This is a genomic window from Halorhodospira halophila SL1 (assembly GCF_000015585.1).
GTDB classification, from domain to species: Bacteria; Pseudomonadota; Gammaproteobacteria; order Nitrococcales; family Halorhodospiraceae; genus Halorhodospira; species Halorhodospira halophila.
In genome coordinates, this window is sequence record NC_008789.1 from 279,179 (window position 1) to 303,289 (window position 24,111).

The window sequence follows — 24,111 nt, forward strand, 5'->3', positions numbered from 1 at the left end:
CGCTCACGACGGCTCATCCTCCTCGCCGTCCAGCTCCGCCAGCTCCTCGACCACCTCCGAGGCGCGCTCCGGGTGGCGCACCCGGGCGACGTGGAACAGCGCGTCGCCCTCGTGGACCAGGGGCAGATTGGTGCGGCCGATGACGATGCCGTCGAAGGCCGCCAGGGCCTGGGTCTCGCCGTCGCCAAAGGGATCGGAGATCAGCCCCAGCTGCTCGCCGCGGCGCACCCGCTGGCCGAGCTGCACCGTCGTGCGCAGGATACCGCTGCTCTCGGTACGCACCCAGCGTGTATTCTCCACCTGGACCGGCCGGCGCGGCGGGTACTTGCGCTTGACCCGCGGGAGCATGCCCAGCTCACGCATCACGCCGGTGATCCCGCGCACCCCGAGGCGGATGCAGTCCTCGTCGAAGCGCAGCGCCTCGCCGGCCTCGTAGAGTAGCACCGGGATGCCGCGCTCGTCGGCGGCGTGGCGCAGCGAGCCGTCGCGCAGGTCGGAGTTGATGATCACCGGCGCCGAGAAGGCCCGCGCCAGCTCCAGGGTGCCGGGGTCGTCGAGGTTGGCGCGGATCTGCGGCAGGTTGGTGCGGTGGGCGGTGCCGGTGTGCAGGTCGATGGCGTGGGAGGCCCGCTCCAGCACCTGGCTCATGAACAGGTGAGCCAGCCGCGCCGCCAGCGAGCCGCCGGCGCTGCCCGGGAAGGAGCGGTTGAGGTCGCGGCGGTCCGGCAGGTAGCGGGTCTGCGCCAGCACCCCGAAGACGTTGACGATGGGCACCGCCAGCAGGGTGCCGCGCATCCGGCGCAGCTGCGGCAGCGCCAGCACCCGGCGGATGATCTCGATGCCGTTGATCTCGTCGCCGTGGATGGCGGCGCTCAGGCACAGGGTGGGGCCGTCGCGGCGGCCGTGGACCACGTGCACCGGCATGCCCACCGGGGTGTGGGTGTAGAGCTGCGCCACGTCGAGCTGCACGGTGCGCCGCTCCCCCGGGGGCACGGCCTGATCGCTGATCACGAAGGCACTGCGCCGCCGCCGGGCCATCAGCCCCTCCGGCCCTTGGTCCCGGTCTTGCCCGGCTTGCGGTTGCGTTCGATGAACTCGATGATCATGCCGGCGACATCCTTGCCCGTTGCGGTTTCGATGCCCTCCAGCCCCGGCGAGGAGTTGACCTCCATGATCACCGGGCCGCTGTTGGCCCGCAGTATATCCACACCGCAGACGTTCAGGCCCAGGACCTTGGCCGCCTTCACCGCCGTCGCCCGCTCCTTGGGGGTGATCCGCACCAGGCTGGCGCTGCCGCCGCGGTGGAGGTTGGAGCGGAACTCCCCCTCCTTGCCCTGGCGCTTCATGGCCGCCACCACCTTGCCGCCGACCACCAGGCAGCGGATGTCGGCGCCGCCGGCCTCTTCGATGAACTCCTGGACCAGGAAGTGGGCCTTCAGCCCGCGCAGCGCCTGGATCACGCTGGAGGCCGCCTTGCGCGTCTCGGCCAGCACCACGCCGATGCCCTGGGTGCCCTCGAGGAGCTTGATCACCACCGGCGAGCCGCCGACGAGCTGCATCAGGTCGTCGGTGTCGTCCGGGGAGTGGGCAAACCCGGTGGCCGGCATCCCCACCCCCTCGCGGGAGAGCAGCTGCATGGAGCGCAGCTTGTCCCGCGAGCGGCTGATGCCCTGGGACTCGTTCAGCGGATAGGTGCCGAGCATCTCAAACTGCCGCAGGACCGCCGTGCCGTAGAAGGTGATCGAGGCGCCGATGCGCGGGATCACGGCATCGAAGGCCTCGAGCTTCTGGCCCTTGTAGTGGATCTCGGGGTTGCTGGTGGCAATGTTCATGTAACAGCGCAGCGGATCGACCACGCGGATCTGGTGCCCGCGGCTCTGCGCCGCCTCCATCAGACGGCGGGTCGAGTAGAGCCGCGAGTTGCGCGAGAGCACGGCGATCTTCATACAGTCTTCGGGTCTCCTCACGGGGTTGCGGTGTCACTGCGGGAACGGAGCGCGGCTCGCCCGGTCAGGTATGAGCCTTCGGGGTCGACCACGAACCGACCAGCCATGGCGGTGCGGCCGAGCAGCATACGAAAGCGCATGGTGTCCCGGTCGGTCAGGGTGAGCTCAGCCCGCCAGCGGATTCCACCGAGTTCGAGCAGGGTCGCAATCACCCAGCGCGACTCCCGGTGGCCACCGGAGTCCGCCACTACGCGGCGGTCCGTCGCCGGCGCCTCGCACCAGAGCTCCGGCTCGGTGGTGCCCTGACGAGGGTGGAGGCCGAAGCGCACCCAGGTCTGCCCGCCGCGCTCGAACGGCTCGATGGCGAAGGTGTGCAGGGCCGAGGTCCGCGCCCCGGTGTCCACCTTGGCCTTGAGGCGGCGGATATCGAGTTCCGGCAGCGCCACCCACTCGCGCCAGCCGATGCGTTGCCGCTCAGTCACGGGCAGACTCCTTGCCAGGCGGCCGCGGGGGGCCGGGGATGACGGCGTTGCGCCCGGCGGCGTAGGCGGCGTAGCCCGGGCGGTGTTTCCGCAGGTGCGCCTCGAGCAGCGGCACGCCGGAGACCCGCAGCAGCAGAGCGGTCATCAGCAGCGGGGCGAAGACCGTCCACCAGCCGCCGGCCGCCGCGGCCAGGCCCCACAGCCCCCAGGCCACCAGGATCTCGCCAAAGTAGTTGGGGTGGCGGCTGTAGCGCCACAGCCCGCGATCGCAGACCTCGCCGGCGTTGCGCGCAGTGGCCCGGAAGCGCGCCAGCTGCCAGTCGGCCACCGCCTCGTAGAGCCATCCGAACAGGAAGAGCGCGGCCGCCGCCAGGGCCACCGGCCCGGTCCAGGTCTGGGCGTCGCCCCGGGCGATGGCGTGGAGCACCGGCGCCGCCGCCAGCCACAGGACCACCGCCTGGAGCCAGAACACGGTCACCAGGCTGCGCCGCGCCCAACCGGGGCCACCGGCTCGGCGCAGGGCGGCGTAGCGGGCATCTTCGCCGGCGCCCCAGCTGCGCCAGGTCAGGTAGCCGCTGAGCCGGCCACCCCACAGCGCCACCAGGGCCACAATCCACCAGCCGTGCGCGGGGAGCCCGGCCAGCGCCTGGTAGAGCAGCGCCAGCAGGACGAAGCCGGCGCCCCAGTAGCGATCCACCAGGCTGGCATCGCCGGTGCGCAGGCTGTACGCCCAGACGGCGGTCATCAGCAGCAGCACAGCGCCCAGGCCGGCGATGGCACTGACGAGCATCGGCACCCCCGCGATCGAAGTTGAGTACCTGCGTAACGTAACTGCAAACGCTGGCGCCGCCAATGACAGCGGCGGTACCCTGTGGCGTTCCCCAGCGCACGGCCCGGGCTGCCCCGTGGCCGCCGCTTCATCTGCCAGGAGGATCATCGACCCATGCGCATGCTGATCTCCGCCCTGATGATGTTTCTCATCATCATGATCGTGCTGGCCTTCGCCCGCGATCACCTGCGCCCGGCCGAGGAGGCGGATCTGCGCCTGACCGAACTCACCGCCGAGACCCCGCGGGATGAGCTGGAGGACCGGCTAGCGAAGGTGGAGTTCGACTGCACCGATGACGAGACCGGCCTGGAGACCGGCGAACGGGTCTGCTTCGCCCCGATCAGCCGCGCCGACGAGTACCACGCCAACTACCTGGCGCTGTTCTTCGACAGCGACAACGCCCTGGCCGCGGTGAACATCGTCCTCGACCCGGGCGAACACGAGGCCAACCACGAACGCCTGCGCGAGGCCCTCGGCGACCCCACGCGGCGGATCGAGGACGCCTTCACCTGGCTGGTCTGGGAGCGGGACGAGCACCTGATCCTGACCCAGGAAGAGCCGCCGGAGGACGACGCCCCCACCCTGATGTGGTTCCGCGACGCCGAGCTGATGGAGCGGCTGCTGCCGCGCTAGATCGGCGTATCGGCCAGCACCAGGCGCTCGCCCCAAGGCGGCTCGGCGTCGGCCCAGGCCGGCGGCACCACCCACAGCAGCGGCCATGGCGGCCGGAAGCGGCACGGCCCCTGGAGATCGGTGAGCACCACCGCCTGATCCGGGGTGTGGCGGTCGGCCGCCTCGAGCAGCGGGGTGAAGTCCGTCCCGCCGCCCCCTTGGAACTGGAGTTCCGCCAGCGGCGAGGCCCCCGGCGCCAGGTGCACCACCCGGCGCACCCGATCATCGCCGACGATAACCACCAGCTGCGCCTCGCTGCGCCGCGTGATGGCGGCCAGCTCACCGGCGAAGCGCGCCAGCAGCCCGTCATCAATGGAGCCCGAGGCGTCCACCACCAGCGCCAGGCGGGGCACCCGGCGGGCGGTGACGATGCCCGGCTCCCACGGCATGCGCCGGCCGCCGGCGGTGCGCCCCCGATTGGCCAGCCACGACCGCGCCGGGCGCGACCAGGAACGCTCCGGCAGGCGCGCCAGCCCGCGGGCCAGGCGGGTGCGCAGGATATGCTCCCAGGGCGTGCGCGGCGTGGGCCGATCGGCCAGCAGCCCGCGCAGCATGGAGAAGGCGCCGTCGTCGGCGTGGGCGCGCACCAGGCGCTCCGACCAAGCGCGGGCCTCCTCCACCGCCACTTCCGGGGGCTCGCCGGCGGCCGGCATCAGGTCCGCCTCGGTGCCGGCGGCCAGCTGGCGCAGCCGCGCCGCCCGCGGCCCATCGGTCCGACCGGTGGCGGCGTGGCGCCGCCCCGAGGCCTCGCCACCACCGCCCTGCCCGGCCCGGCCGCGGCTGTCACTGCTGCCGCCGCGCCGGTCGTCCACGGCCCGGTAGAGGCGCTCCACATCCCACTCCAGCAGGGCCCGCTCCGGGGCGGCCGCGGCGTCCGGCAGCACCTCGCGGAGCACCCGCTCCAGGGTCACCGCCCCGGCCGGGAGGGCCAGCCAGTCCAGGTGGCCGAGGGTGGTGTTCACCAGGGCGTCGGCGCAGTGGTTGAACAATTCCGGGTCCACATCGCCGAGCACGCCGGCCAGGGCCTCCCGGCGCTGGGCGTGGCGCAGGGCCACGTGGAGGACCTGGTGGGCCACCCAGCCCACCTGCTCGGGCCGCGGCAACTCGGCGAAGGCCGGCGCGTAGTAGAGGGTGCGGCCGTCGTTGGCCACGGGGCCCTCGAGGACACCGTCGGCCACATCCCGGTGGTGCGCCCACAGGGCCAGTCCGCCGGTCCCCGGCGCCTGCTCGACCATGACGCGGATCGCCGGCGTCCCCCGGTGGGTGTAGGGCTCGGCCGGGTCGGGCTCAGTCGCCATCGCCGGCCCGCTCGGCCAGGTAGCGCTGGTAGACGGGACTGCCGAGGATCGCCGACTCCAGCCCGCGGGCCAGGCCGCGCTGGAACAGCAGTTCCATGGTCAGGGTCTGGGCCTCGCGCGCCGGCAGCGGGGTGCGCCCGCGCATCTCGGGGAACTGCTCCACGATCTCTAGGGCCCGTGTCAGGGTCGCGGCGTCGTCCACGGCGGCCACCAGGCCGTAGATCATGCCGTAGAGCCCATCCAGGCTCTCGGGCAGCAGCGCCGCCGTCTCCGGCCCCGGGCGGGCGGCCAGCAGCCGGGTCACGTCGGTCGCCGCCTGCAGCTCGTCGAGCACCCCGAAGAACTCGGCGGCGTTGGCCGCGCCGATGCGCCCCTGCACGAACAGCCGCCGCGCGGCGTCGCCCAGATCGGCCCGCAGCACCGCCGAGACATCCTCCCAGCCCCGCGGGCTGGCGCCCACCAGGTGGTCGTTGGCCAGCTGCGTGGCGGTATCGTCCAGCCGGTCGGCGCGCACCCGCAGAAAGGCCATCACCTCGGGGGCCAGCTCGCGCTCGGCGGCGTAGCTCAGGAAGGCCTCCAGGGCCGTCTGGACGTTGAAGTGGAACATGCGATCGGCCAGCGCCGTGCCCATGTCGTGGCTCACCGCCCCCTGGAAGCGGGCGTTGCCCGCCGCCACCACCTGCCAGCCGTCGGGCAGGTGGTACTGCCCCACCTTGCGGTCGAGGATCAGCGAGTAGGCGGAGATCTGCAGGCGCTGATCGGCGGCGGTCAGCTCGTCGAGGAAGAGGATGCCCTCAGGCCGATCCGCCCCGGGCAGGAACTCCGGCGGGAACCAGACCGTCCGCTGCTGCTGCTCGTCGGCGTAGATCGCGCCGCGGATATCCACCGGCTCGATGGTGGTCAGGCGCAGATCCACCAGCGGCACACCGAAGTGGGCCGCCACCTGGGCGACCACCGACGACTTGCCCACCCCGCGGGTCCCCCAGAGCATGGTGGCCCGCCGGCGCAACACCGGATCGGCGTACTGCTCGATCAGCGCCTGCTTGGCGGCGGCCACCGAGACCGCCGGGATGTTCATCGGATCAGCCGCCATCGGCCCCTCCCTGCCAGGTGGTTGCGTGCAGTGGCCGGGGCAGCGGCGGCCAGTCCACCAGCGGGACCTCGGTGCCGGAGAAGAGCAGCGCACCGATGGCCAGCAGTGGCGGCACCCCGTGGAGCCACGGCGGCATCTCGCCCTCCTGCAGCACCACGCCGAACAGCGGCACCGCGGCGAGGACCAGGAAGAAGACGGTCATCGGCAGCAGCCGCCGACCCACCGCGGCCCAGCGCTGCCGCCGGTAGCGCCGGTGGTAACCGCTCGGCGGCGCGGCGAAGACCGCCGCCAGATGGGCGACGAGCTGCTGCGTCCGGGCCTCCACGTCGTCCCGGCGCCGGGGCTCGTGGCGGCGCAGCGCCAGGGTGCTGCGCCACGCCCCCTGCCGCCAGACCAGCGGCCGCCAGCCCCAGCCGAGCACCGCGAGCAGGTCCTCGGGCAGCGGGGGCTCACCGTCAGCGTGGGGGGTGATCGCGATCTGCCCCGGCAGCCCCGCCCCCGGAGTGGCGTCCAGCGTCACCCGCCGCCCGGCGACCTGGGCCTCGGCGGCCACCGCCCGCCACAGCGGCTCCCCGCCACCGGCGGCGCCGGCCGCCGAGCGGTAGCTGCGGCCGATGCAGACCCCGGCGGCCCCCACGAACAGCCGCGGGCGCACCTCCGCCGCCTGATAGCGGGCGAGCAGATCAGCGGGGCGGTCGCCGTCGATGCGCAGCCCGGCCCGGGTGCCGTCGGCGGCGGTGTAGGTGGCGCTCAGCCGGTAGCGGCCGGGCTCTGGCTCAGACAGGGCCAGGTGCTCGGTGACCGGCCCCGGGGCGGCGTCCAGCCCTGCGTGGCTGACCGGCTCGAAGGCGATCAGCCGCCGCGCCCGATCGCAGGCCGCCAGATCCACGGTCCAGCCGGCGGCGCTGAACGGCGCCACCCGGGCGAGGATCTGGTGGTGGGAAAGCGGCTGGACCAAGGCGGTCGCCCCCTGCGTGGGCTGCTCCGCCACTCAGGTTACGCCGCCCCGGCCGGGCAATGAAGCCACTCGCTGCCGGGGTATACCGCCCGCTACCCTACTCCGGGCGCAGCAGCCGGCCGCTGAGCAGCTTGACCAGGGTGGCGACGAAGACCACGGCGATCACCAGCGTGGTCAGCACCACCAACAGCATCACGCCCCGGCCCCCGCCGGTCTCATAGGCCTGGACGAAGTGCTGACTGGCCAGGCAGAAGGCGGCCAGCGGGAAGGTGTAGGCCCACCAGGAGGGGAAGTACGGCAGGCGCACCAGCCGCGGCACCTGGATGAGCAGCAGCAGGAAGGTGAACAGCGCCTTGTAGTAGAGCAGCCGGCCGACGATTCCCGGGTCGCCGCCGTCGAGCAGGGCCACCCAGGCCAGGTAGCCCGCCGCCGGCGGGGCCAGCAGCACGAACAGCGTCGGCAGCAGGAACGCCGGCAGGTTGGGCGCGAAGATCAGCCGGTAGTAGACCAGCGTCATCAGGATCAGCCAGAAGAACAGCCCGACGCTGAAGAAGAACCAGGCCACCTCCATGTAGCCCGCCTGCGCCGCCGGGATGGGCACCAGGATGTTGCCTACCGCGGGGATGAACCAGACCGGGTTGAGGGTGCCGAGCTCCAGCTGCCGGTGCATCCAGCTGGTGACGATGGCCAGCATCAGGACCAGGTGCAGCAGCGCCCCGCTACCCCACAGGGCCGTGGAAAGCGGCTCCGAATCGGTAACAATCCCCAGCAGGATCAGCGAGATGGAGATCGCCGGCAGGAAGTTGAGGCGCACCGGGTGGGCGATCTCGCCCCACGCCGCCGCCGGGTGCAGCGCCGCCTTGAGGGCGTAGCCGCCAGCCATGGCGAGGAAGCTGAGCACCGCCAGCACCGCCACGCCCTCGCCGACCACCGCCGGCCAGCCCCAAGAGGCGTGGCTCTCGTTCCAGACCATGGCCAGGCCGGCCAGACCCATGGTAGCGGCGAACAGGGGCAGCGGCAGGTGGGCCAGACTGACCCGTGCGTTCTCGTCCTGACTCATGCGTGGCTCCTTTGTGGATCGTTCAGCTCGGGCCATCCCGCGATGGCCGACACACATTACGGATCGGGCATGTCTTTGTCACGCGCCGCTGCCATCCAGACGCAGGGCCACGTGCATCAGCCCCGGGTCGTCGCTGCTCGGCTCGATGCGAAAGCCCATGGCCTCGTTGATCTTGAGCATCGGCTCGTTCTCGCGCAGCACCTCGCCGTAGATCTCGCGGATGCCGCGCTGACGGGCGTAGTCGACGATCCGGTGCATGAGCATCGGCCCCAGCCCCATGCCGGCCACCGAGGGGTCGAGCATGATGTCGTACTCGGCCTGCTCCAGATCGGGGTCGGCGCTGATGTGCACCATCCCCAGCAGCGGCGCCCGGCCGGGGATGCCGTCGCGGGTGATGACCAGGGCCATCTCGCGGTCGTAGTCGATCTGCGTCAGCCGCGCCGCCAGCTCCTGGGGCAGGCTCTTGAGCGCCTGGAAGAAGCGCATGCGCACCTGCTCCGGCGGCGTGCGCTCGACCATGGCGTTGAGCTGCGGCCCGTCCTCGGGCAGCACCGGGCGCAGGTTCAGGCACTGGCCGTCGGGGAGCTCGATCCGCTCGTTGAGTTCGGTGGGATACGGCCGGATACACAATGATTCGGCGGGATCGCCGCGCTGGGGCTGGATCCCCACCCCGGCGTCCAGGGCCAGCACGCCGTGGCCGGTGGCCCACAGGGGATTGATATCCAGCGACTCGATGGCGCCGAAGTCGATCACCAGCTGCGAGAGCTTGACCAGGCTCAGGGCCACGGCGTCCAGGTCCGGCTTGCGCAGCCCGCTGTCGACCAGCAGGCCGTAGATCCGGGTGCGCTGCATGATCTCCCGGGCCAGGTGCATGTTCAGCGGCGGCAGGCCGCAGGCCCAGTCGGCGATGGCCTCGGTTTCAGTGCCGCCGTGGCCGAAGTAGAGCACCGGCCCGAAGGGCCCGCCGGGGCGCACCCCGAGGGTCAGCTCGAAGGCCCCGTCGCGGCGGGTCATCGGCTGCACGGCGAAGCCGTCCACGGCCACGTCCTCACCGCGGAGCTCGTGCAGGCGGGCCAGCATCGCCTCGGCCTCGGCGCGGACCGCCTCGGGGCCGGTCAGATCCAGGGCCACACTGCCGGCCTGGGACTTGAGCTGCACCTCCGGGGACATCAGCTTCAGGGCCACCGGCTGGTTCAGCTCGGCGGCCACCGCCGCGGCCTCCTCCGGGTCATTGGCCCGGCGGCTATCCACGCAGGGGATGCCGTAGGCGCTGAGCAGCCGCCCCGTCTGGTACTCGTTGAGATGGTCGCGCCCGGCGGTCAGCGCCGCCGAGAGGATCAGCCGCGCCTGTTCGTAGTCCGGCGTGAAGTCCTCGGGGAGCGAGGGCGGCGTCTGCATCAGCAGGGTCTGGCTGCGCCGGTACTGCAGGAGGCGGCTGTAAGCGCGCACCGCCTCCTCGGGGTAGGAGAAGGCCGGCACCGCCGCCGCGAGCCGGCGCAGCCCCGCCTCCCCGGCGGAGGGGTCCCAGGCGGCGAGCACCGGCTTGCGCAGCCGCTTGGCGTGGCGGGCCACCACCTCGGCCACCGCATCGCCGTCGTCACTGGCACCGGGCGCCTTGAGGGCCAGGATGCCGCTGATGCGCCGGTCCTTGCCGAGGATCTCCAGCGCCCGGTCGTAGGCGTCGGCGCCGGCGTCCACCCCCATATCCAGCGGGTTGTGGCTGCTGGCGTTGCGCCGGGCGAGCTCCTGCAGCGCCTCGTTGCTCTCCGGCGCCAGCTGCTGCGGGCTGCTGTCGTGGCGGCGCAGGGCGTTGCTGGCCAGCAGCCCCAGACTGCGGCTGTTACCGAAGATGGCCAGCGGCCCGTCGCGGCCCGGGACCCGGCTGCTGTCGAGGATCTCCACGGCGCTGAACAGCTCCTCCAGGTCGTCCACCCGGACCACGCCGGCACGGCGGAAGGCGGCATCGTAGACGAAGTCGTCGATCTCCTCCTCGCCGACCTGGGGCGGCTTGAGGATGATCACCGGCTTCATGCGCGCCAGCCGGCGCAGCGCCGACATGAACTTGCGCGCCCGTCGCACTCGCTCGATGTAGACGATCACCGCCCGGGCCCGATGGTCGGTGGCCAGGTAGTCGAAGCTGTCACCCAGATCCACGTCGGTGGCGGCGCCGATGTGGATGATGTGCGACAGCCCCGAGTCGTTCTCGCGGCACCAGCGCAGGGCGGCGCCGGCCATGGCCGAGGACTTGGTGACCAGGGCGGCCTTGCCGGCGGCCAGGGTGATCGGCAACGACGAGGCGTGCAGCCCCCGGTGGGGGACGCTGATGCAGCTGCTCCCCGGCCCGGCCACGCGCACCAGATGGGGGCGCGACGCCTCGAGGATGGTCTGCTCCAGCGCCTCGCGCTGCTCCCGGGTGTAATCCCGAGGTACGGCGCGGGTGATGATCACGCCCCGGGTGCCACGCTCACCGAGGGCGGTGATCAGCGCCGGCACCTCCTCGAGCGGCCGGGTAATGACCGCCAGATCCGGTACCGCAGGCAGATCGTCGATGCCGGGGAAGACGGGCACCCCGCCCATCGAGTCGATCCCCGCCATGACCGGCATCACCGGCCCCTGGAAGGGCTCGCTGAGCAGGTTGCGCAGGATGCGTCGGTCCGTATCGCTGGCCTCGCCGATCAGGGCGATGGAGCGGGGCTGGAAGAGGCTTTCGAGATTGCGTACGGTCATCGGGCTCGGGACCTTGGCCGGCGCTGCACTGCACCACGCGCCAGTCTAGCGGTCCGGGCAACACGGAGGCCAGCCGGCGGCGACTGCAACGCCGGCCGCACCGGCATCCCAAGGCGGAGGAATCGGCAGTGACGGAAGAGACCGAGGCGCGCATCGAGCGGGCCCTGCGGGAGGCGCTGACGGAGATCGTACCGGAGGCGGACGTGGGCCGGCTGGACGCCGAGCGCACACTGCACGCCCAGCTGGGGCTCGACTCGGTGGACTTCCTGCGTTTCCAGGCGGCCCTGGAGCGCACCGCCGGGGTGTCGATCCCGGGGGCGCACGGCTACCGCCTGGCCACCCTGGACGGCTGCCGCCGGTACCTGCGCGAAAAGCTCCTGGCCGGCTAGCCGGCCTCGTCGGCGGGGGACGGCGCCTCTCCCAGGCCCGCCCGGCGGAAGATGGCCTGGAGCTCGGCATCGGGCTCCGTGGCCAGGCGCACGGCGCCCCCGTCCGCGGGGTGGGGGACGACCAGTTCCGTGGCCACAAGCAGCAGCCGCCGGGCACCGAAGTGTTCCCGGAAGAACCGGTTGTTGGCGCCATCGCCGTGGGTGGTATCGCCGAGGATCGGGTGGCTGATCGCCTTCATGTGGCGGCGCAGCTGGTGCTGCCGGCCGGTCTGCGGATGCAGCGCCAGCCGGGTGAAGCGGGCGGTGTCGTAGCGCGAGACCGGAATGGGCAGCTCCGTCCAGGCCAGCGGCACGTAATCGGTCACCGCCGGCTGCGGCGCGCCCCCCTCACCCCGTCGCCCCGCCCCCAGGGGCCGATCGATGCGTCCGGGCGCCTCCACCCAGCCGCGGACCACGGCCTGGTAGCGCTTGCCGATGCGTTGCTCGCGGAAGGCGGCAGCCAGGACCGAGGCGGCATCGGGATCGAGGCCGAAGACCAGCACGCCGGCGGTGGCACGGTCGAGCCGGTGGACCGGATAGACCCAGTGCCCGCCGAGCTGATCGCGGAGGCGCTGCAGGACCACGTCCCGGTCGCGGTCGATGTTGCTGCGGTGGACCAGCAGCCCGGCGGGCTTGTAGACGGCGATCAGCCGCTCATCCCGGTAGAGTATGGCGAGGCTGCGATCGTCCTGGTCTGCGGTCTCCACGGGAGCGGTCCTCGATTGCGGGCTCGCGTCGTTCCGGCGCAGGCGGTGGCGTGCCGGCGGCGGGCATCGTAGCGTATCGCCATGAGCGAGCCCACACCCCCGACGACCGCATCCCCCTCCGCCCTGGCCACGCTGGCCTACGCCCTCGCCGCCCTGCCCCTGGCGATGAGCGTGCCGCCGTTCTTCCTGCAGATCGCCCCGCAGCGCCTGGAGGCCCCGGAGGTCGCGGCGGTGGCAGTGCTCGCCGTACTGGTGGTCCTGCGCCTGCTCGACGCCGCGGCGGTCCTGGTCCTCGGCGCCTGGAGCGATACCCTGGCCATCAAGGCGCGGCGCCGGCGCGGCTGGTGGGCCGGCGCCGCGCTCACCCTGGTGGGCCTGGCGCCGCTGCTGCTGCTCGAGCCCGGCACCGGGCTGGCGCCCCTGATCCTCGGCGGCACCGCCGCCACCCTGGGCTGGGTGCTGATGCGCATCAGCCATCTGGCCTGGGGGGCCGAGCTGGCCGCCGGCTACCACGCCCGCACACGCCTCTACGCCGGGGCGCAGCTGGCCACCCTGCTCGGCATCGCCCTGGGGCTGGCCGCACCGCTGTTCGCCGTGGAGCTGGGGGCGGCCCGCGTCGAGGCCCTCACCGGGCTGTTCCTGCTGCTGCTCGGGGTCACCGCCGGGACCAGCCTGGCCATCCTCGCCCTGCCCGATCCGCAGCCCCCGGCCCCGGACCGCGCCTACGCGGCGATCGCCCGGCGGCTGAGCGGCCTACGCGCCTGGCGCCGCCTGCTCGGCGCCCACGCCGCCAATGTCGCCGCCAACACCCTGCCCGCCGCCCTGCTGCTGCCCATCGCCGCCGGCATCATCGGTGACGCCAGCGCCGCAGCGGTAGCCGTGGCCACCTACCTCCTGGCGGCGCTCGTCGGTCTGCCGCTGGGCGCCGCCCTGGCCCAGCGTTACAGCAAGCACTCCATCTGGTGCGCCGCCCTGGTGCTGGCCGCGGCGGTATTGATCTGGATCCCGCTGCTCGGCCCGGGGCACACCCTGCCGCTGCTCATCCTTGCCGCCCTGCTCGGGCTCACCGGCGGCCTGGACTGGGCGCTCTCCGCCGCCATCCAGGCCGACATCCCGGACGTCGAAGCCGCCCACACCGGCGCCCCGCGCACCGGCCTGCACTTCGCCGTATGGTCGCTGGCCGGCCGCATCGGGTTCACCCTGGCCGGTGCCGCGGCGCTGCTGACCACCGCACTCTTCCCGCCCAACCCGACGCCGGGCGTGGGCGAGGTCAGCACCCTGCTGCTCATTGCGGGGATCGCCCCGGCCGCGCTCAAGCTCACGGCCATGGGGCTGATGTGGGACTTCCCGGTGGACGAGATCCGCCACGAGGCGCTGCAGCGGCGGATCGCCGAGCGCCACGCGGCCGCCGAGGAGCGCGGCGCGGCCTAGGCGTCGCCGTTGCCGAGCACCTGGCGGGCCCGCTCGGCGGCGAAGTCGAGCATGCGGTTCAGGGAGCGCCGCGCCCCGGCCGCCACGTCGGGATCCACGGTTACCTGCGGCTCACCGGCCTCCAGCGCCGACGCCAGGCTGCGCAACCCGTTCATGGCCATCCACGGGCAGTGGGCACAGGAGCGGCAGGTGGCGCTGCGCCCCGCCGTCGGGGCCTCGATCAGCGTCTTGCCGGGGGCGGCCTCGTGCATCTTGTGGAAGATGCCGGCATCGGTGGCGACGATGAAGGTCTCGGCCTCCATCTCGGTCACCGCCCGGATCAGCTGCGAGGTGGAGCCGACCACGTCGGCCTGCTCGACCACCGCCGCCGGCGACTCCGGGTGGACCAGCACCTTGGCCCCGGGGTGTTCCCGGCGCAGGTCGGCCAGCTCCAGGCCACGGAACTCCTCGTGGACGATGCAGCTGCCGTCCCAGAGCAGCATGTCCGCCCCGGTCTGGCGGCGCACGTAGTCGCCCAGGTACTTATCCGGGGCCCAGAGGATCTTCTCGCCCCGCTGGTGCAGATACGCCACCACGTCCACGGCGATGCTTGAGGTCACCACCCAGTCGGCCCGGGCCTTCACCGCGGCCGAGGTATTGGCGTAGACCACCACCGTGCGATCCGGGTGCTGATCGCAGAACGCCGCGAAGGCGTCGGCCGGGCAGCCGACGTCCAGCGAGCAGGTGGCCTCCAGGTCCGGCATGATCACCCGCTTGTCCGGGGTGAGGATCTTGGCCGTCTCGCCCATGAAGCGCACGCCGGCCACGGCCAGCGTGGAGGCCGGGTGCTCGGCGCCGAAGCGGGCCATCTCCAGGGAGTCGGCCACGCAGCCGCCGGTCTCGTCGGCCAGCCGCTGGAGTTCGGCGTCGGTGTAGTAGTGGGCAACAAGGACGGCATCGCGGCTGCGCAGCAGCTCGCGGATGCGCTCGCGCAGGGCCTCACGCTCCTCGGCACTGAGCGTCTCGTCGGCGGTGAACGCCTCGGGACGGAAATAGCGGGTGGACGGCTCGATGACGGAGGGATCCGACATGGGCACAGGACCTCGTAGGGGTAACGCAGGGGATTATGGGGTTGGACCGTTCCCGTCGCCAGGAGTTGCCCCGGCCACGGGCTCCCAGCGGTAGCCGGCGGCCTCCAGCTCGCGGGTCAGGGCCTCCAGCGCCTCGGTGGCCCGCGGCGCCGTTCCGCGCACGCCGAGCTCCACCTCGAAACCGCGCTGGCGGTCCCCCCCGGGCAGGCAGGAGATGCGCAGATCCGGGTACGCCTCGGTGAAGCGCTCGAGCAGCGGGATCATCGCCCCCTCCCGCGCCCCGGGTACACGCACGGCGCGCTGGAGCATCCGCCCCGGCGCCTGCAGGTGGGCGTAGTGGGTATCCAGCACCCACTCGATCATCGGCCAGGCCATGCGCGGGAACCCCGGGACGAAGTGGTGATCGCCCCAGGAGAAGCCCGCCACCCGGTTGATCGGATTGGGGATCATCCACGACCCGGCGGGGAACTCGACCATGCGCAGACGCTGAGCGGTGGCATCGACGCCGAACTGCTCGCGCATGGCCGCCTCGGCCTCCGGGTGGCGCTCCAGGGGCTGCCCCACCGCCTCGGCACAGCACTGCCGGGTGCGGTCGTCGGGGGTGGCACCGATGCCGCCGAAACTGAAGACGATATCGCCACCGGCGAAGGTCTCGCGCAGCGTGCGGGTCAGCAGCTGCGGATCGTCGCCGATCAGCCGCGCCCAGGAGAGCTCCAGCCCGCGGGCGTCGAGGCGCTCGATCACCGCCTCCATGTGCCGATCCTGGCGCCGGCCGGTAAGCAGCTCGTCACCGATGATCAGGGCGCCGAAGCGCGGAGTGTGGTGCACATGCTCGGTCATGGCGTTGTACCGTACCGCCACCGCGTCACCCCGGCAACCGCATCCTCATAGATGCGCAGCAGCGCCGGCATCAGGAACAGCACGATGCCCGTCGCCCCGGCCAGGCCGAAGGCGATGGCCGCCGCCATGGGGATGAGGAACTGCGCCTGCACCGACTGCTCGGCGAGCAGCGGCAGCAGGCCCCCGATGGTGGTCAGCGAGGTGAGGATCATCGCCCGCAGGCGCTGGCACGACGCCTCGACCAGGGCCTCGACCACCGGCGTGCCGGCATCGCGGATCTGCTTGTAGAACAGGGTCAGGATGATGGCGTTGTTCACCGTGATCCCGGTCAGCCCGAAGATGCCGAACAGCGACAACAAGGTCAGGTCGAGCCCCATCACCCAGTGGCCGACCAGCGCCCCGACCAGGCCGAAGGGGATGACCGTCATCACCAGCAGCGGCCAGCCGTAGGAGGCGAAGACCCACGCCAGGATCAGGTAGATCAGCCCCAGGGCGAAGAACAGCCCGCGCTGCATATCCGCCAGGGTCTCGTCCTGGAAATCGGCCTGGCCGCCGAACTCGGCCGCCACCCCGTAGCGCTCGACCAGATCGGGCAGGACGTTCTCGCGCAGGTCGGCGCGGATCTGCCCGGTATTGGCCACCCGATCGTCCACGTCGCCGGTGACGCTCACCGCCAGTTCGCCGTTGTGGTGGCGGACCACCTCGAAGCCGCGGCGCGAGTCGATCGTCACAACGCTGTCCAATGGCACCAGATCCCCCTCCGGCAGGCGGATCTGGAGATCGGTGACCGCCGAGAGATCGCGGCGCTCGGCCATCGGTTGGCGCACGCGCACCTCGACCTCGTCGCGCCCCTGGTGGTAGACCTGCGCCAGCTCGCCGGCGAAGGCGTCCCGCACCTGGCGGCTGACCGCCTCGGTGGTCAGCCCCAGGGCCCGCCCCTCGGCGGTGAGGCGGTAGACCCACTGCTCCTGACCGTAGGGCAGGTCGTCGTCGATGCTGCCCAGCCCCGGATAGCGGTGCAGCACCTGGCGCAGCTCGTCGGCGGCGGCGCGCAGAGTGCCCGGATCCCCCTGGGTCAGACGCACATCGATGTCCTCACCCGGCGGACCGGCGCCGCGTTCGCGGATCACCAGCCGCTCCAGGCCGGGGCGTTCGGTGATCCGCTCCTCCCAGGCGTTGATCAGGTCGGTGTTGCGGACGTCCCGCTCCTCCGGGGAGATCAGCTCCACGGCGATGTTGCCGTAGTGATCCCCGCGGTTGGCGTCCTGGGCGTCGCGGGCCTGCATCTCGCCGTAGCGCACGGTGTGGGTGCGCACCAGCTGCTGATCGGAGAGCGCGGCGTCGGCGGCGTGGAGCTGGCGCTCCATGTCGCCAAGGAAGGCCTCCACCCGCTCCGGCGGCGTGCCCGGGGCGAAGCCGACATTGGCCTGGAGGACCGTTCCCTCCGGCTCGGGGAAGAAGGTGAAGTCGATGCGTCCGCCGACCACCAACCCGGCTGCCGCCACCAGCAGCGCCACGGCGCCCGAGACCGTCGTCCAGCGCCACTCGACGGCCCGGGTGATGCCGCGTCGGTACGCGCCTTCGCGGAAACGGTGGAAACCGTTGTCCACCCAGCGCCGGAAGCGGCTCGGCTCGCGCCCGCGCTGATCGCCCTCGAAGGAGCGGCGCAGGTGCCCCGGCAGGACGATGAAGGCCTCAATCAGCGAGGCGATGATCACGCAGATCACCACCAGCGGGATATCGAAGAGCATGTTGCCCATCACCCCGCTGATCGCCATCAGCGGGATGAACGCCGCCACCGTGGTCAGCGACGACGCCAACACCGGGGCCAGCATGTCGCGTGCCCCGCCGGCGGCCGCCTCGCCCGGCGACTCGCCGCGCTGGAAGCGGGCCACGCCGCGTTCGCCGACCACGATGGCGTCGTCGACGATGATCCCCAGGGTCATGATCAGGGCGAACAGGCTCATCATGTTGATGCTGCCGCCCACGCCCCAGAGCACCACCAGCGCGGTGAGGAAGGCGGCGGGGATGCCCACCGTCACCCAGAAGGCCACCCGCGCGGTGAGGAAGGTGAAGAGGATGGCCACCACCAGCAGCAGGCCAGCCAGGCCGTTGGTCACCAGCAGCCCGATGCGCTCGCTGATCAGCTCCCAGAACTCGTCGTAGATGGTCAGTTCCAGGCCGTCGGGCAGGGTCGGTGACACGTCGTCGTACCACGCCTCCAGGATCGCCGCCGCGCCCAGGGCGTCCTCCCCCTCGGAGCGCTGGACGTAGAGTTCGATGGCGGTGTCCTCGCCCAGGCGGAAGTCCACCTGACCGTCCCGGGCGCGGCGCTCGATCTGCGCCAGATTGCTGAGCAGCAGCGGCTGGCCGTCGCCATCGGTGATCTGCAGATCGCGGAACTCCTGCACGCCGCGGCGCTGCTCCAGGCTGCGCAGCTGCCGGGCGATGTCCGCCTCGCCGGCCTCGCCGCCGGGCAGATCGGTGCTCTCGGCGTCAATGGCCGCGCCGAGATCGGCGAAGGTCAGCCCGGAGTCGAGCAGCACCCGCTGCTCCACCTCGACGGCGGTCTCCAGGTCCGGCATGCCGGTGACCTCGACATTGGCCACCCCGCGGCGCAGCAGGTCGTCCTCCAGCTCCCGCGCCCAGGCGCGCATGCTCGACGGCGGGGCGTCGCCGCTGAGCACCACGCGGGCCACCGGATCAAAGCGCGAGATGCGGCGGATGGTCGGTTCCTCCGCCTCCTCGGGGAGGTTGCGCACGGCGGCGACGCGATCCTTCACGTCCTCCACCGTGTCGGCCATGTCGGTGCCCTCGAAGAACTCGAGGCTGATGTTGCTCACCCCGTCCGCCGAGCGCGACTGCATCTCGCGCAGCCCCTCGAGATCACGGACCGCATCCTCCAGCGGAGTGGTCACCGAGTCGGCCACGTCCTCGGCGGTGGAGCCGGGCCACTCCACCTGCACGGTGACCACGTCGAGCTCGAAGCTGGGAAAGAACTGCGTGTTGAGCTGACTGACGGCGTAAAAGCCGGAGATGAACATCAGCGCCAGCACCAAGTTGGCGGCCACCGGGTGGTCCGCCAACCAGCGCAGCGCGTCTCGCCGCTGCTCAACCATCGGCTAGCGGCTCTCCGGATCGACGCGCACGCGCAGCCCGTCCGTGGCCTGCGGGATCTGCGTGGTGACGATCTGGGCCCCGGCTTCGATCTCCGGGGCGCGGATCAGGGCGCCGCGGCGGCCGTCCGGGCGCCGCGCCTCGCCCAGGCGCTGGGCCTCGATACCGCGCAGGCGCTTGTGGTCGTCGTCTTCCCCGCCCGACTCGACGATGTAGAGCCGGTCGGTGCCGTAGAGCGCCTCGTAGGGGACCACCAGGGTGCCGGGCTCCGGGGGCAGCTCCAGCATCACCTCGGCGAAGCGATCCAGCGCCACGTCCTCGTGTCGGTCGGCCACGGTGAAGATCGCCTCGACCCCGCCGCGCTCGCGGGCGGTCTGCCCGGCCAGCCGGTCCAGCTCCAGGTCGAGTTCGCGGCCATCCACCCGCGCTTCGCCGCGCACCGCGGTATCGGCAGCACGGGCCCGGTAGAGGGCACCGATGCGCGTGGTGGGGATCTGCACCCGGACCTCCAGCTCGCCGGTGTCGTAGAGACCGACGAGCTCGTTACCGGGGCTCACCCGGTCACCCCGGCCCACCGGCACCGCGCTGACCCGGCCGTCGAAGGGGGCGCGCACCTCGGTGCGGCCCACGTCACGCCGGGCCTGATCCCGGGCGGCCTCGGCGCCGTCCCGGCGCGCCTCGGCCACGGCCAGACGCTCCTCGGCGTCGTCCACCGACTGCCGGGCCCGGATCACCGCCTGGCGCTGGCGCTCCTTGGACTCCTCGGCGTCGTCGAGTTCCGAGGGTGAGGCGGCGTTGTCGGCGACCAGCTCCTCGAGCCGCGCCACCCGCCGCTGGTCGATGGCCAGCAGGGCCTCCTCGGCCTCCAGGTCCTCGCGGTCCGCCTCGACGGCGCGGCGCTCCTGGCGCAGCGCCGCTTCCAGTTCGTCGAGATCCGCCTGGCGCTGTCGGAGGATGTCGCGCAGCTCGCCGTCGTCCAGGCGCACCAGCAGCTCGCCGGCCTCCACCACCCGGCCGTCGCGGGCCGGGACGTCGACCACGTCAGCCTCCACCGCCGACTTGACGGTAACGTCCGAAGGCGACTCGATGTAGCCGAACAGACGCAGCAGCGGCTGGTGGACACCGGGCTCGGCACGCTCAGTGGCCACCACCCAGGAGGGTTCGGTGGGCTCCTCGGCGGGCGGATCGGGGCGGGTCCAGACCAGCGCCGCCAGGACCAGCACGGCCGCCATCAGCACCACCACGGGCGCAGCGGCCCCCCAACCCTTTCGCAGCAACGAACGTAACGGCACGCAGCCCTTCCTTCATTTCGCCTCGAGTGGCCCTGGGGTGCCCCAGGGGGCCGCCGGATCAGACCTGATTGAGCAGCGCCAGTTCCGGCGGACTCCAGTAGAGATAGAACTGCCGCTCCACATAGGGATCCGGCCAGTGGCGGAAGTGGTGACGCAACAGCATCACCGGGACGATCAACGGCACCATACCGGTGCGGTACTGCTCGATGACACTCACCACCTCTTGCTTGTCCGCCGGGTCCAGCTCGCGTTTGAGATAGCCGAGCAGGTGGTAGAGCACGTTGGCGTGCCGGCCGCGCGTCGCCGGCCGGGCCAGGGCCGCCATGAACCCGTGGATGTACTCGTCGGCCACCGCCTCCAGCGACCGCTCGCCCAGCGTCGAGACCAGCCGCCCCAGCTCGCGCATGCGCTGATCGTCGTGGGCCATGAGCAACAGCTTGTGCTCGGCGTGGAAATCCACCAGCGCCTTGGGCGTCAGGCCCGCCTCGACCAGGCGCTGCCAACGGTAGTAGCAGAAGACCCGGCAGACAAAGCCCTCACGCAGGGACGGATCGTTGAGCCGTCCCTCCTCCTCCACCGGGAGCAGTGGGTTGGCCTCCATCAGCGTCCGTGCATAGGCGCCCCGCCCGGGGATACCGGCCGGATGGCCGTCGGGTTTGTAGACCTTGACGCGCTCCATACCGCAGCTCGGCGACTTGGCCTTGAGGATGTAGCCGCTGAGCCAGTGGAGCTCCCGCCCCTTCTCGCGGCCGAAGGCCTCCATGGCCTCGGTGACGTCGGTCTGCCGATCCCGCACCCCGCGCACGCGCACCCGGTTGTCCGCATCCAGCTCCAGGCGGATCGGCGGCCGCGGGGTGGGCAGCCCGATGGCCACCTCGGGGCAGACGGGCACGTAGCGGAAGTAGCGCGAGAGTGCCTCGGTAACGAAGGGGTTGCGCTTGTGACTGCCGTCGTAGCGCACCTCCTCGCCGAGCAGGCAGCTGCTCACGCCCACCGGAATCTGCGGCTGCGACGCGGTCTGATCGCTTGGCCGGCTCATGCTCTCCCTAGGGTTGTACAACTTGTGTACAGCATTCTAGCCATCCGCATCCACGCTTGCATCCACGCTGCGCAGGATCGCCCGGCGCAGCGCCGCCATGTCCGGGACCATCAGGCAGTCGGGCACGCCGTGGGACGGCTCCGGCGGGCCGTAACGGCAGATCAACGCCGCCTGCATGCCGGCGGCCAGCGCCCCGGCGGCGTCGCTGTCCGGGTCATCCCCCACGTGCAGAACCTCGCCGGGGGGCGCCCCGGCGTGCTCGCAGGCCAGGGCGAAGATCTCCGGCTCGGGCTTGGGAATGTCGATGTCCACGCCGCGCACCACGAAGTGGACGTAGGGGCCGAGTTCGGTGCGGTAGACATCGGCGTTGCCGTTGGTGATCACGCCGATACGGAACCGCCCGGCCAGATCGCGCAGGGCCGGCAGCACTTCGGGGAACGGGGCCACCCGGCTCTGCCGCGCCTCGAGGAACACGGCGAAGGTCTGCTCCACGAACCGCTCCGCCGCGGCTCCGTCGATCCCGCAGCTGCGGGCGATCTCAGCCATGGTGGCACGGCGCAGGGTGGTGGCGTTGCGTGTGAGTTCCGGGCGCGCGGCGGCCAGTTCGCGGCGCAGCTGCCGCATGGTGTCGGGATCGAAGCGCTCGGCCACCACCGGGTAGGCGTCGCGCAGATAGTCGTGGAGGGTCTGCTCGGCCGCCGCGAGGACATCGTCGACGGACCAGAGGGTGTCGTCGAGGTCGAAGGTCAGGGCCCGCAGGGGGGGACGGATCATGATCCGGACGCCTCCTCGCCACGGGCCGAGCCGCGCCACAACGCCGGCCCGCCGCAGGTGGCCTCGATGCGCTGGAGCAGCTGCTCGTGGGCCTCGCGCTCGAGTTCACCGGGCTCCGGGACGCGCAGCCGCGGCCGCTCCGCCGACAGCCGCTGCACCGGCTCGGCGCCGCCCGGCTCCAGGCCCTCGCCCTCCAGGGAGAGCTTGCCCTGACCACCGGTCATGGCCAGGTAGACCTCGGCGAGCAGTTCCGAGTCGAGCAGCGCGCCGTGGAGTTCGCGGCGCGAGCCGTCCACGCTGTAGCGCTTGCACAGGGCATCGAGGCTGCAGCGCTGGCCCGGATGCATGCGCCGGGCCATCTGCAGCGAGTCGGTGATGGTGCAGTAGTCCTCGAGCTGCCCCCACGCCGGCCCCAGACGGGCCAGCTCGGCGTCGATGAAGCCGACGTCGAAGGGCGCGTTGTGGATGATCAGCTCGGCATCCTGGACGTAGTCGACGAAGCGCCGGGCGATGTCGGCAAAGCGCGGCTTGTCGGCCAGGAAACGATTCGACAGACCGTGGACGTTCTCCGCCCCCTCGTCCACTGCCCGGTCCGGATTGAGGTACTCGTGGAAGTTGTTGCCGGTCAGCCGCCGGCGCACCAGCTCGACACACCCGATCTCGATGATGCGGTGCCCCTCGGTGGGGTCCATGCCGGTGGTCTCGGTGTCGAGCAGGATCTGCCGCATGGCTCAGGGTCCGGATACATTGCAAGGATTCGAAACAGTCTGCGACGCGGCCCATCCAGGGTCAACGCAGGGTGTCACAAACGGCACACCATAACGCCCGGCTGTCGGATTTGCGACACACCCGCAAAGCCCACCCCCCCGCCGTGACGCGCCTCCCACCGCCGCCCGGACCTGGCACGCCCCTTGCTGCACTGCGGGAGAAGCCACCCAGGACCGGAGCCGCCCGCCCATGCGAAACCAGGAGATCGCCGCCCTCCTCGACGAACCGGGCTGCGCCCACAACCAGGGCAGCAAATCGGGCTGCGCGCGCCCCACGCCGGGCGCCGCCGCTGGTGGATGCGCCTTCGACGGCGCCCAGATCACCCTGCTGCCGGTGGCCGACGCCGCGCACATCGTCCACGGCCCCATCGGCTGCGCCGGCAGCTCCTGGGACAACCGCGGCACCCGCTCCACCGGCCCCACCCTGTGGCGCATCGGCATGACCACCGACCTCAGCGAGCAGGACGTGATCATGGGCCGGGGCGAGGCGCGGCTGTTCCACGCCATCAAGCAGGCGGTGGACGATCACGCCCCGGCGGCGGTCTTCGTCTACAACACCTGCGTCCCGGCGTTGACCGGCGACGACATCGAGGCGGTGTGCCGCAGCGCCGAGCGCCGCTGGGGGACCCCGGTGGTTCCGGTGGACTGCGCCGGCTTCTACGGCAGCAAGAACCTCGGCAACCGCATCGCCGGCGAGGCGGTGGTCCAGCACATCGTCGGCACCCGCGAACCGGAGCCGGTGCCGGCGGAGCGCCGGCCGCGGGATCACCAGGTCCACGACGTCGGCCTGATCGGCGAGTTCAACATCGCCGGCGAGTTCTGGAACGTGCTGCCGCTGCTCGACGAGCTCGGCCTGCGCCTGCTCGGCAGCCTCTCCGGCGACGCCCGCTACCGCGAGCTGCAGACCCTGCACCGCGCCGAGGCCAACATGCTGGTCTGCTCCAAGGCCCTGCTCAACGTGGCCCGCACCCTGGAAGAGCGCTACGGCATCCCGTATTTCGAGGGCAGCTTCTACGGCGTCGCCGATACCTCCGCGGCCCTGCGCGGCTTCGCCGGGCTGATCGACGACCCAGACCTGAGCGCACGCACCGAGCAGGTCATCGCCCGCGAGGAGGCCCGTGCCGATGCCGCCCTGGAGCCCTACCGCGAGCGCCTGCGCGGCCGCCGGGCCCTGCTCTACACCGGCGGCGTGAAGAGCTGGTCGGTGGTCTCGGCGCTGCAGGACCTGGGCATGGAGGTGGTCGCCACCGGCACCCGCAAGTCCACCGAGGCGGACAAGGCGCGCATCCGCGAGCTGATGGGCGAGCAGGCGCAGATGCTGGAAAGCGGTGCGCCGCGGACGCTGATCGACACCGTCCGCGCCCACCAGGCCGACGTGCTCATCGCCGGCGGGCGCAACATGTACACCGCCCTCAAGGCGCGGATCCCGTTCCTGGACATCAACCAGGAGCGCCCCCACGCCTACGCCGGCTACACCGGCATGGTGGAGCTGGCCCGCCAACTGTGCCGCAGCATCGAGAGCCCGATCTGGCCGCAGGTGCGTGAGCCGGCTCCCTGGGAACGGCAGTAACGGAGGACGGG

Annotated in this window: 21 protein-coding genes; 4 read left to right on the forward strand and 17 right to left on the reverse strand. The window is 72.0% G+C overall.

Annotated features, from left to right (window positions below; genetic code table 11):
- Positions 1-3: 3 nt before the first annotated feature.
- Genes HHAL_RS01260 through HHAL_RS01275 form a run of 4 tightly spaced genes read right to left on the reverse strand, consistent with a single transcriptional unit; the run spans position 4 to position 3,218 of the window.
- Positions 4-1,038 (reverse strand): succinylglutamate desuccinylase/aspartoacylase family protein, encoded by a 1,035-nt coding sequence (locus tag HHAL_RS01260; RefSeq protein ID WP_011813060.1) that lies wholly within the window; start codon positions 1,036-1,038, stop codon positions 4-6.
- Positions 1,038-1,946, reverse strand: a complete 909-nt coding sequence (gene rimK, locus HHAL_RS01265) for a 30S ribosomal protein S6--L-glutamate ligase (protein WP_011813061.1) — start codon at positions 1,944-1,946, stop codon at positions 1,038-1,040. Before rimK ends, HHAL_RS01260 begins: the two co-directional genes overlap by 1 nt.
- Before the next feature lie 17 nt (positions 1,947-1,963).
- Positions 1,964-2,428 carry an ATP-dependent zinc protease family protein gene (locus HHAL_RS01270; protein ID WP_011813062.1) on the reverse strand — a complete coding sequence of 155 codons (465 nt, stop codon included), beginning with the start codon at positions 2,426-2,428 and terminating at the stop codon, positions 1,964-1,966.
- Positions 2,421-3,218: a DUF1295 domain-containing protein gene (locus HHAL_RS01275; protein ID WP_011813063.1), complete on the reverse strand. Its 798-nt coding sequence runs from the start codon at positions 3,216-3,218 to the stop codon at positions 2,421-2,423. Before HHAL_RS01275 ends, HHAL_RS01270 begins: the two co-directional genes overlap by 8 nt.
- Positions 3,219-3,371: 153 nt before the next feature.
- Here HHAL_RS01275 and HHAL_RS01280 point away from each other — a divergent pair, with 153 nt between their 5' ends.
- A complete protein-coding gene (locus HHAL_RS01280) occupies positions 3,372-3,890 on the forward strand; it encodes a hypothetical protein (protein ID WP_011813064.1) in 519 nt (172 codons plus the stop codon).
- On the opposite strand, the gene HHAL_RS01285 is transcribed toward HHAL_RS01280, so the two are convergent.
- The 5 genes from HHAL_RS01285 to HHAL_RS01305 form a co-directional block, all read right to left on the reverse strand.
- The gene (locus HHAL_RS01285; RefSeq protein ID WP_011813065.1) at positions 3,887-5,227 is read right to left on the reverse strand and encodes a DUF2201 family putative metallopeptidase; all 1,341 of its coding nucleotides are present in this window, start codon (positions 5,225-5,227) and stop codon (positions 3,887-3,889) included. The two genes, HHAL_RS01280 and HHAL_RS01285, sit on opposite strands and share 4 nt — an antisense overlap.
- Positions 5,217-6,320 (reverse strand): AAA family ATPase, encoded by a 1,104-nt coding sequence (locus tag HHAL_RS01290; RefSeq protein ID WP_011813066.1) that lies wholly within the window; start codon positions 6,318-6,320, stop codon positions 5,217-5,219. Before HHAL_RS01290 ends, HHAL_RS01285 begins: the two co-directional genes overlap by 11 nt.
- Positions 6,310-7,311: a hypothetical protein gene (locus HHAL_RS01295; protein WP_049751361.1), complete on the reverse strand. Its 1,002-nt coding sequence runs from the start codon at positions 7,309-7,311 to the stop codon at positions 6,310-6,312. The genes HHAL_RS01290 and HHAL_RS01295 overlap by 11 nt, the downstream gene beginning before the upstream one ends.
- A 64-nt stretch (positions 7,312-7,375) precedes the next feature.
- On the reverse strand, positions 7,376-8,338 hold the full coding sequence (locus tag HHAL_RS01300; protein ID WP_011813068.1) for an SLAC1 anion channel family protein: 963 nt from the start codon (positions 8,336-8,338) through the stop codon (positions 7,376-7,378).
- 78 nt (positions 8,339-8,416) lie between these two features.
- Positions 8,417-11,065 (reverse strand): bifunctional acetate--CoA ligase family protein/GNAT family N-acetyltransferase, encoded by a 2,649-nt coding sequence (locus HHAL_RS01305; RefSeq protein WP_011813069.1) that lies wholly within the window; start codon positions 11,063-11,065, stop codon positions 8,417-8,419.
- Between the two features lie 128 nt (positions 11,066-11,193).
- Here HHAL_RS01305 and HHAL_RS01310 point away from each other — a divergent pair, with 128 nt between their 5' ends.
- Positions 11,194-11,454, forward strand: a complete 261-nt coding sequence (locus HHAL_RS01310) for an acyl carrier protein (protein ID WP_011813070.1) — start codon at positions 11,194-11,196, stop codon at positions 11,452-11,454.
- Here the strand turns inward: HHAL_RS01310 and HHAL_RS13390 are convergent.
- Positions 11,451-12,200 (reverse strand): pseudouridine synthase, encoded by a 750-nt coding sequence (locus HHAL_RS13390; RefSeq protein ID WP_011813071.1) that lies wholly within the window; start codon positions 12,198-12,200, stop codon positions 11,451-11,453. The two genes, HHAL_RS01310 and HHAL_RS13390, sit on opposite strands and share 4 nt — an antisense overlap.
- Before the next feature lie 81 nt (positions 12,201-12,281).
- Between HHAL_RS13390 and HHAL_RS01320 the strand changes: the two genes are divergently transcribed.
- Complete coding sequence (locus HHAL_RS01320; protein ID WP_011813072.1) at positions 12,282-13,631, forward strand: MFS transporter; 1,350 nt, start codon at positions 12,282-12,284, stop codon at positions 13,629-13,631.
- Here HHAL_RS01320 and nadA read toward each other — a convergent pair.
- The 7 genes from nadA to dnaQ are packed head-to-tail and all read right to left on the reverse strand — an operon-like array spanning position 13,628 to position 22,491.
- Entirely contained in the window at positions 13,628-14,701 is a 1,074-nt protein-coding gene (gene nadA, locus HHAL_RS01325; RefSeq protein WP_011813073.1) for a quinolinate synthase NadA, read from the reverse strand. The two genes, HHAL_RS01320 and nadA, sit on opposite strands and share 4 nt — an antisense overlap.
- A 33-nt stretch (positions 14,702-14,734) precedes the next feature.
- Entirely contained in the window at positions 14,735-15,541 is an 807-nt protein-coding gene (locus HHAL_RS01330; RefSeq protein WP_011813074.1) for a competence/damage-inducible protein A, read from the reverse strand.
- Positions 15,538-18,660 (reverse strand): efflux RND transporter permease subunit, encoded by a 3,123-nt coding sequence (locus HHAL_RS01335; protein ID WP_011813075.1) that lies wholly within the window; start codon positions 18,658-18,660, stop codon positions 15,538-15,540. The genes HHAL_RS01330 and HHAL_RS01335 overlap by 4 nt, the downstream gene beginning before the upstream one ends.
- A gap of 3 nt (positions 18,661-18,663) precedes the next feature.
- Positions 18,664-19,950 (reverse strand): efflux RND transporter periplasmic adaptor subunit, encoded by a 1,287-nt coding sequence (locus tag HHAL_RS01340; RefSeq protein ID WP_041594992.1) that lies wholly within the window; start codon positions 19,948-19,950, stop codon positions 18,664-18,666.
- A gap of 58 nt (positions 19,951-20,008) precedes the next feature.
- Positions 20,009-20,989, reverse strand: coding sequence for a YbgA family protein (locus HHAL_RS01345; protein ID WP_011813077.1), 981 nt, complete (start codon positions 20,987-20,989; stop codon positions 20,009-20,011).
- Between the two features lie 36 nt (positions 20,990-21,025).
- Positions 21,026-21,763 carry an HAD family hydrolase gene (locus tag HHAL_RS01350; protein ID WP_011813078.1) on the reverse strand — a complete coding sequence of 246 codons (738 nt, stop codon included), beginning with the start codon at positions 21,761-21,763 and terminating at the stop codon, positions 21,026-21,028.
- A complete protein-coding gene (gene dnaQ, locus HHAL_RS01355; protein WP_011813079.1) occupies positions 21,760-22,491 on the reverse strand; it encodes a DNA polymerase III subunit epsilon in 732 nt (243 codons plus the stop codon). The genes HHAL_RS01350 and dnaQ overlap by 4 nt, the downstream gene beginning before the upstream one ends.
- A 229-nt stretch (positions 22,492-22,720) precedes the next feature.
- On the opposite strand from dnaQ, the gene nifE reads away from it, so the two are divergent.
- Positions 22,721-24,100: a nitrogenase iron-molybdenum cofactor biosynthesis protein NifE gene (gene nifE, locus HHAL_RS01360; protein ID WP_011813080.1), complete on the forward strand. Its 1,380-nt coding sequence runs from the start codon at positions 22,721-22,723 to the stop codon at positions 24,098-24,100.
- Positions 24,101-24,111: the final 11 nt, after the last annotated feature.

Bases quoted from the DNA above. Each gene is read 5' to 3' on its own strand.
- HHAL_RS01260 (WP_011813060.1), bottom strand. From the start codon at position 1,038: ATGGCCCGGCGGCGGCGCAGTGCCTTCGTGATCAGCGATCAGGCCGTG.
- rimK (WP_011813061.1), bottom strand. From the start codon at position 1,946: ATGAAGATCGCCGTGCTCTCGCGCAACTCGCGGCTCTACTCGACCCGC.
- HHAL_RS01275 (WP_011813063.1), bottom strand. From the start codon at position 3,218: ATGCTCGTCAGTGCCATCGCCGGCCTGGGCGCTGTGCTGCTGCTGATG.
- HHAL_RS01280 (WP_011813064.1), top strand. From the start codon at position 3,372: ATGCGCATGCTGATCTCCGCCCTGATGATGTTTCTCATCATCATGATC.
- HHAL_RS01285 (WP_011813065.1), bottom strand. From the start codon at position 5,227: ATGGCGACTGAGCCCGACCCGGCCGAGCCCTACACCCACCGGGGGACG.
- HHAL_RS01290 (WP_011813066.1), bottom strand. From the start codon at position 6,320: ATGGCGGCTGATCCGATGAACATCCCGGCGGTCTCGGTGGCCGCCGCC.
- HHAL_RS01300 (WP_011813068.1), bottom strand. From the start codon at position 8,338: ATGAGTCAGGACGAGAACGCACGGGTCAGTCTGGCCCACCTGCCGCTG.
- HHAL_RS01305 (WP_011813069.1), bottom strand. From the start codon at position 11,065: ATGACCGTACGCAATCTCGAAAGCCTCTTCCAGCCCCGCTCCATCGCC.
- HHAL_RS01320 (WP_011813072.1), top strand. From the start codon at position 12,282: ATGAGCGAGCCCACACCCCCGACGACCGCATCCCCCTCCGCCCTGGCC.
- nadA (WP_011813073.1), bottom strand. From the start codon at position 14,701: ATGTCGGATCCCTCCGTCATCGAGCCGTCCACCCGCTATTTCCGTCCC.
- HHAL_RS01330 (WP_011813074.1), bottom strand. From the start codon at position 15,541: ATGACCGAGCATGTGCACCACACTCCGCGCTTCGGCGCCCTGATCATC.
- HHAL_RS01335 (WP_011813075.1), bottom strand. From the start codon at position 18,660: ATGGTTGAGCAGCGGCGAGACGCGCTGCGCTGGTTGGCGGACCACCCG.
- HHAL_RS01345 (WP_011813077.1), bottom strand. From the start codon at position 20,989: ATGAGCCGGCCAAGCGATCAGACCGCGTCGCAGCCGCAGATTCCGGTG.
- HHAL_RS01350 (WP_011813078.1), bottom strand. From the start codon at position 21,763: ATGATCCGTCCCCCCCTGCGGGCCCTGACCTTCGACCTCGACGACACC.
- dnaQ (WP_011813079.1), bottom strand. From the start codon at position 22,491: ATGCGGCAGATCCTGCTCGACACCGAGACCACCGGCATGGACCCCACC.
- nifE (WP_011813080.1), top strand. From the start codon at position 22,721: ATGCGAAACCAGGAGATCGCCGCCCTCCTCGACGAACCGGGCTGCGCC.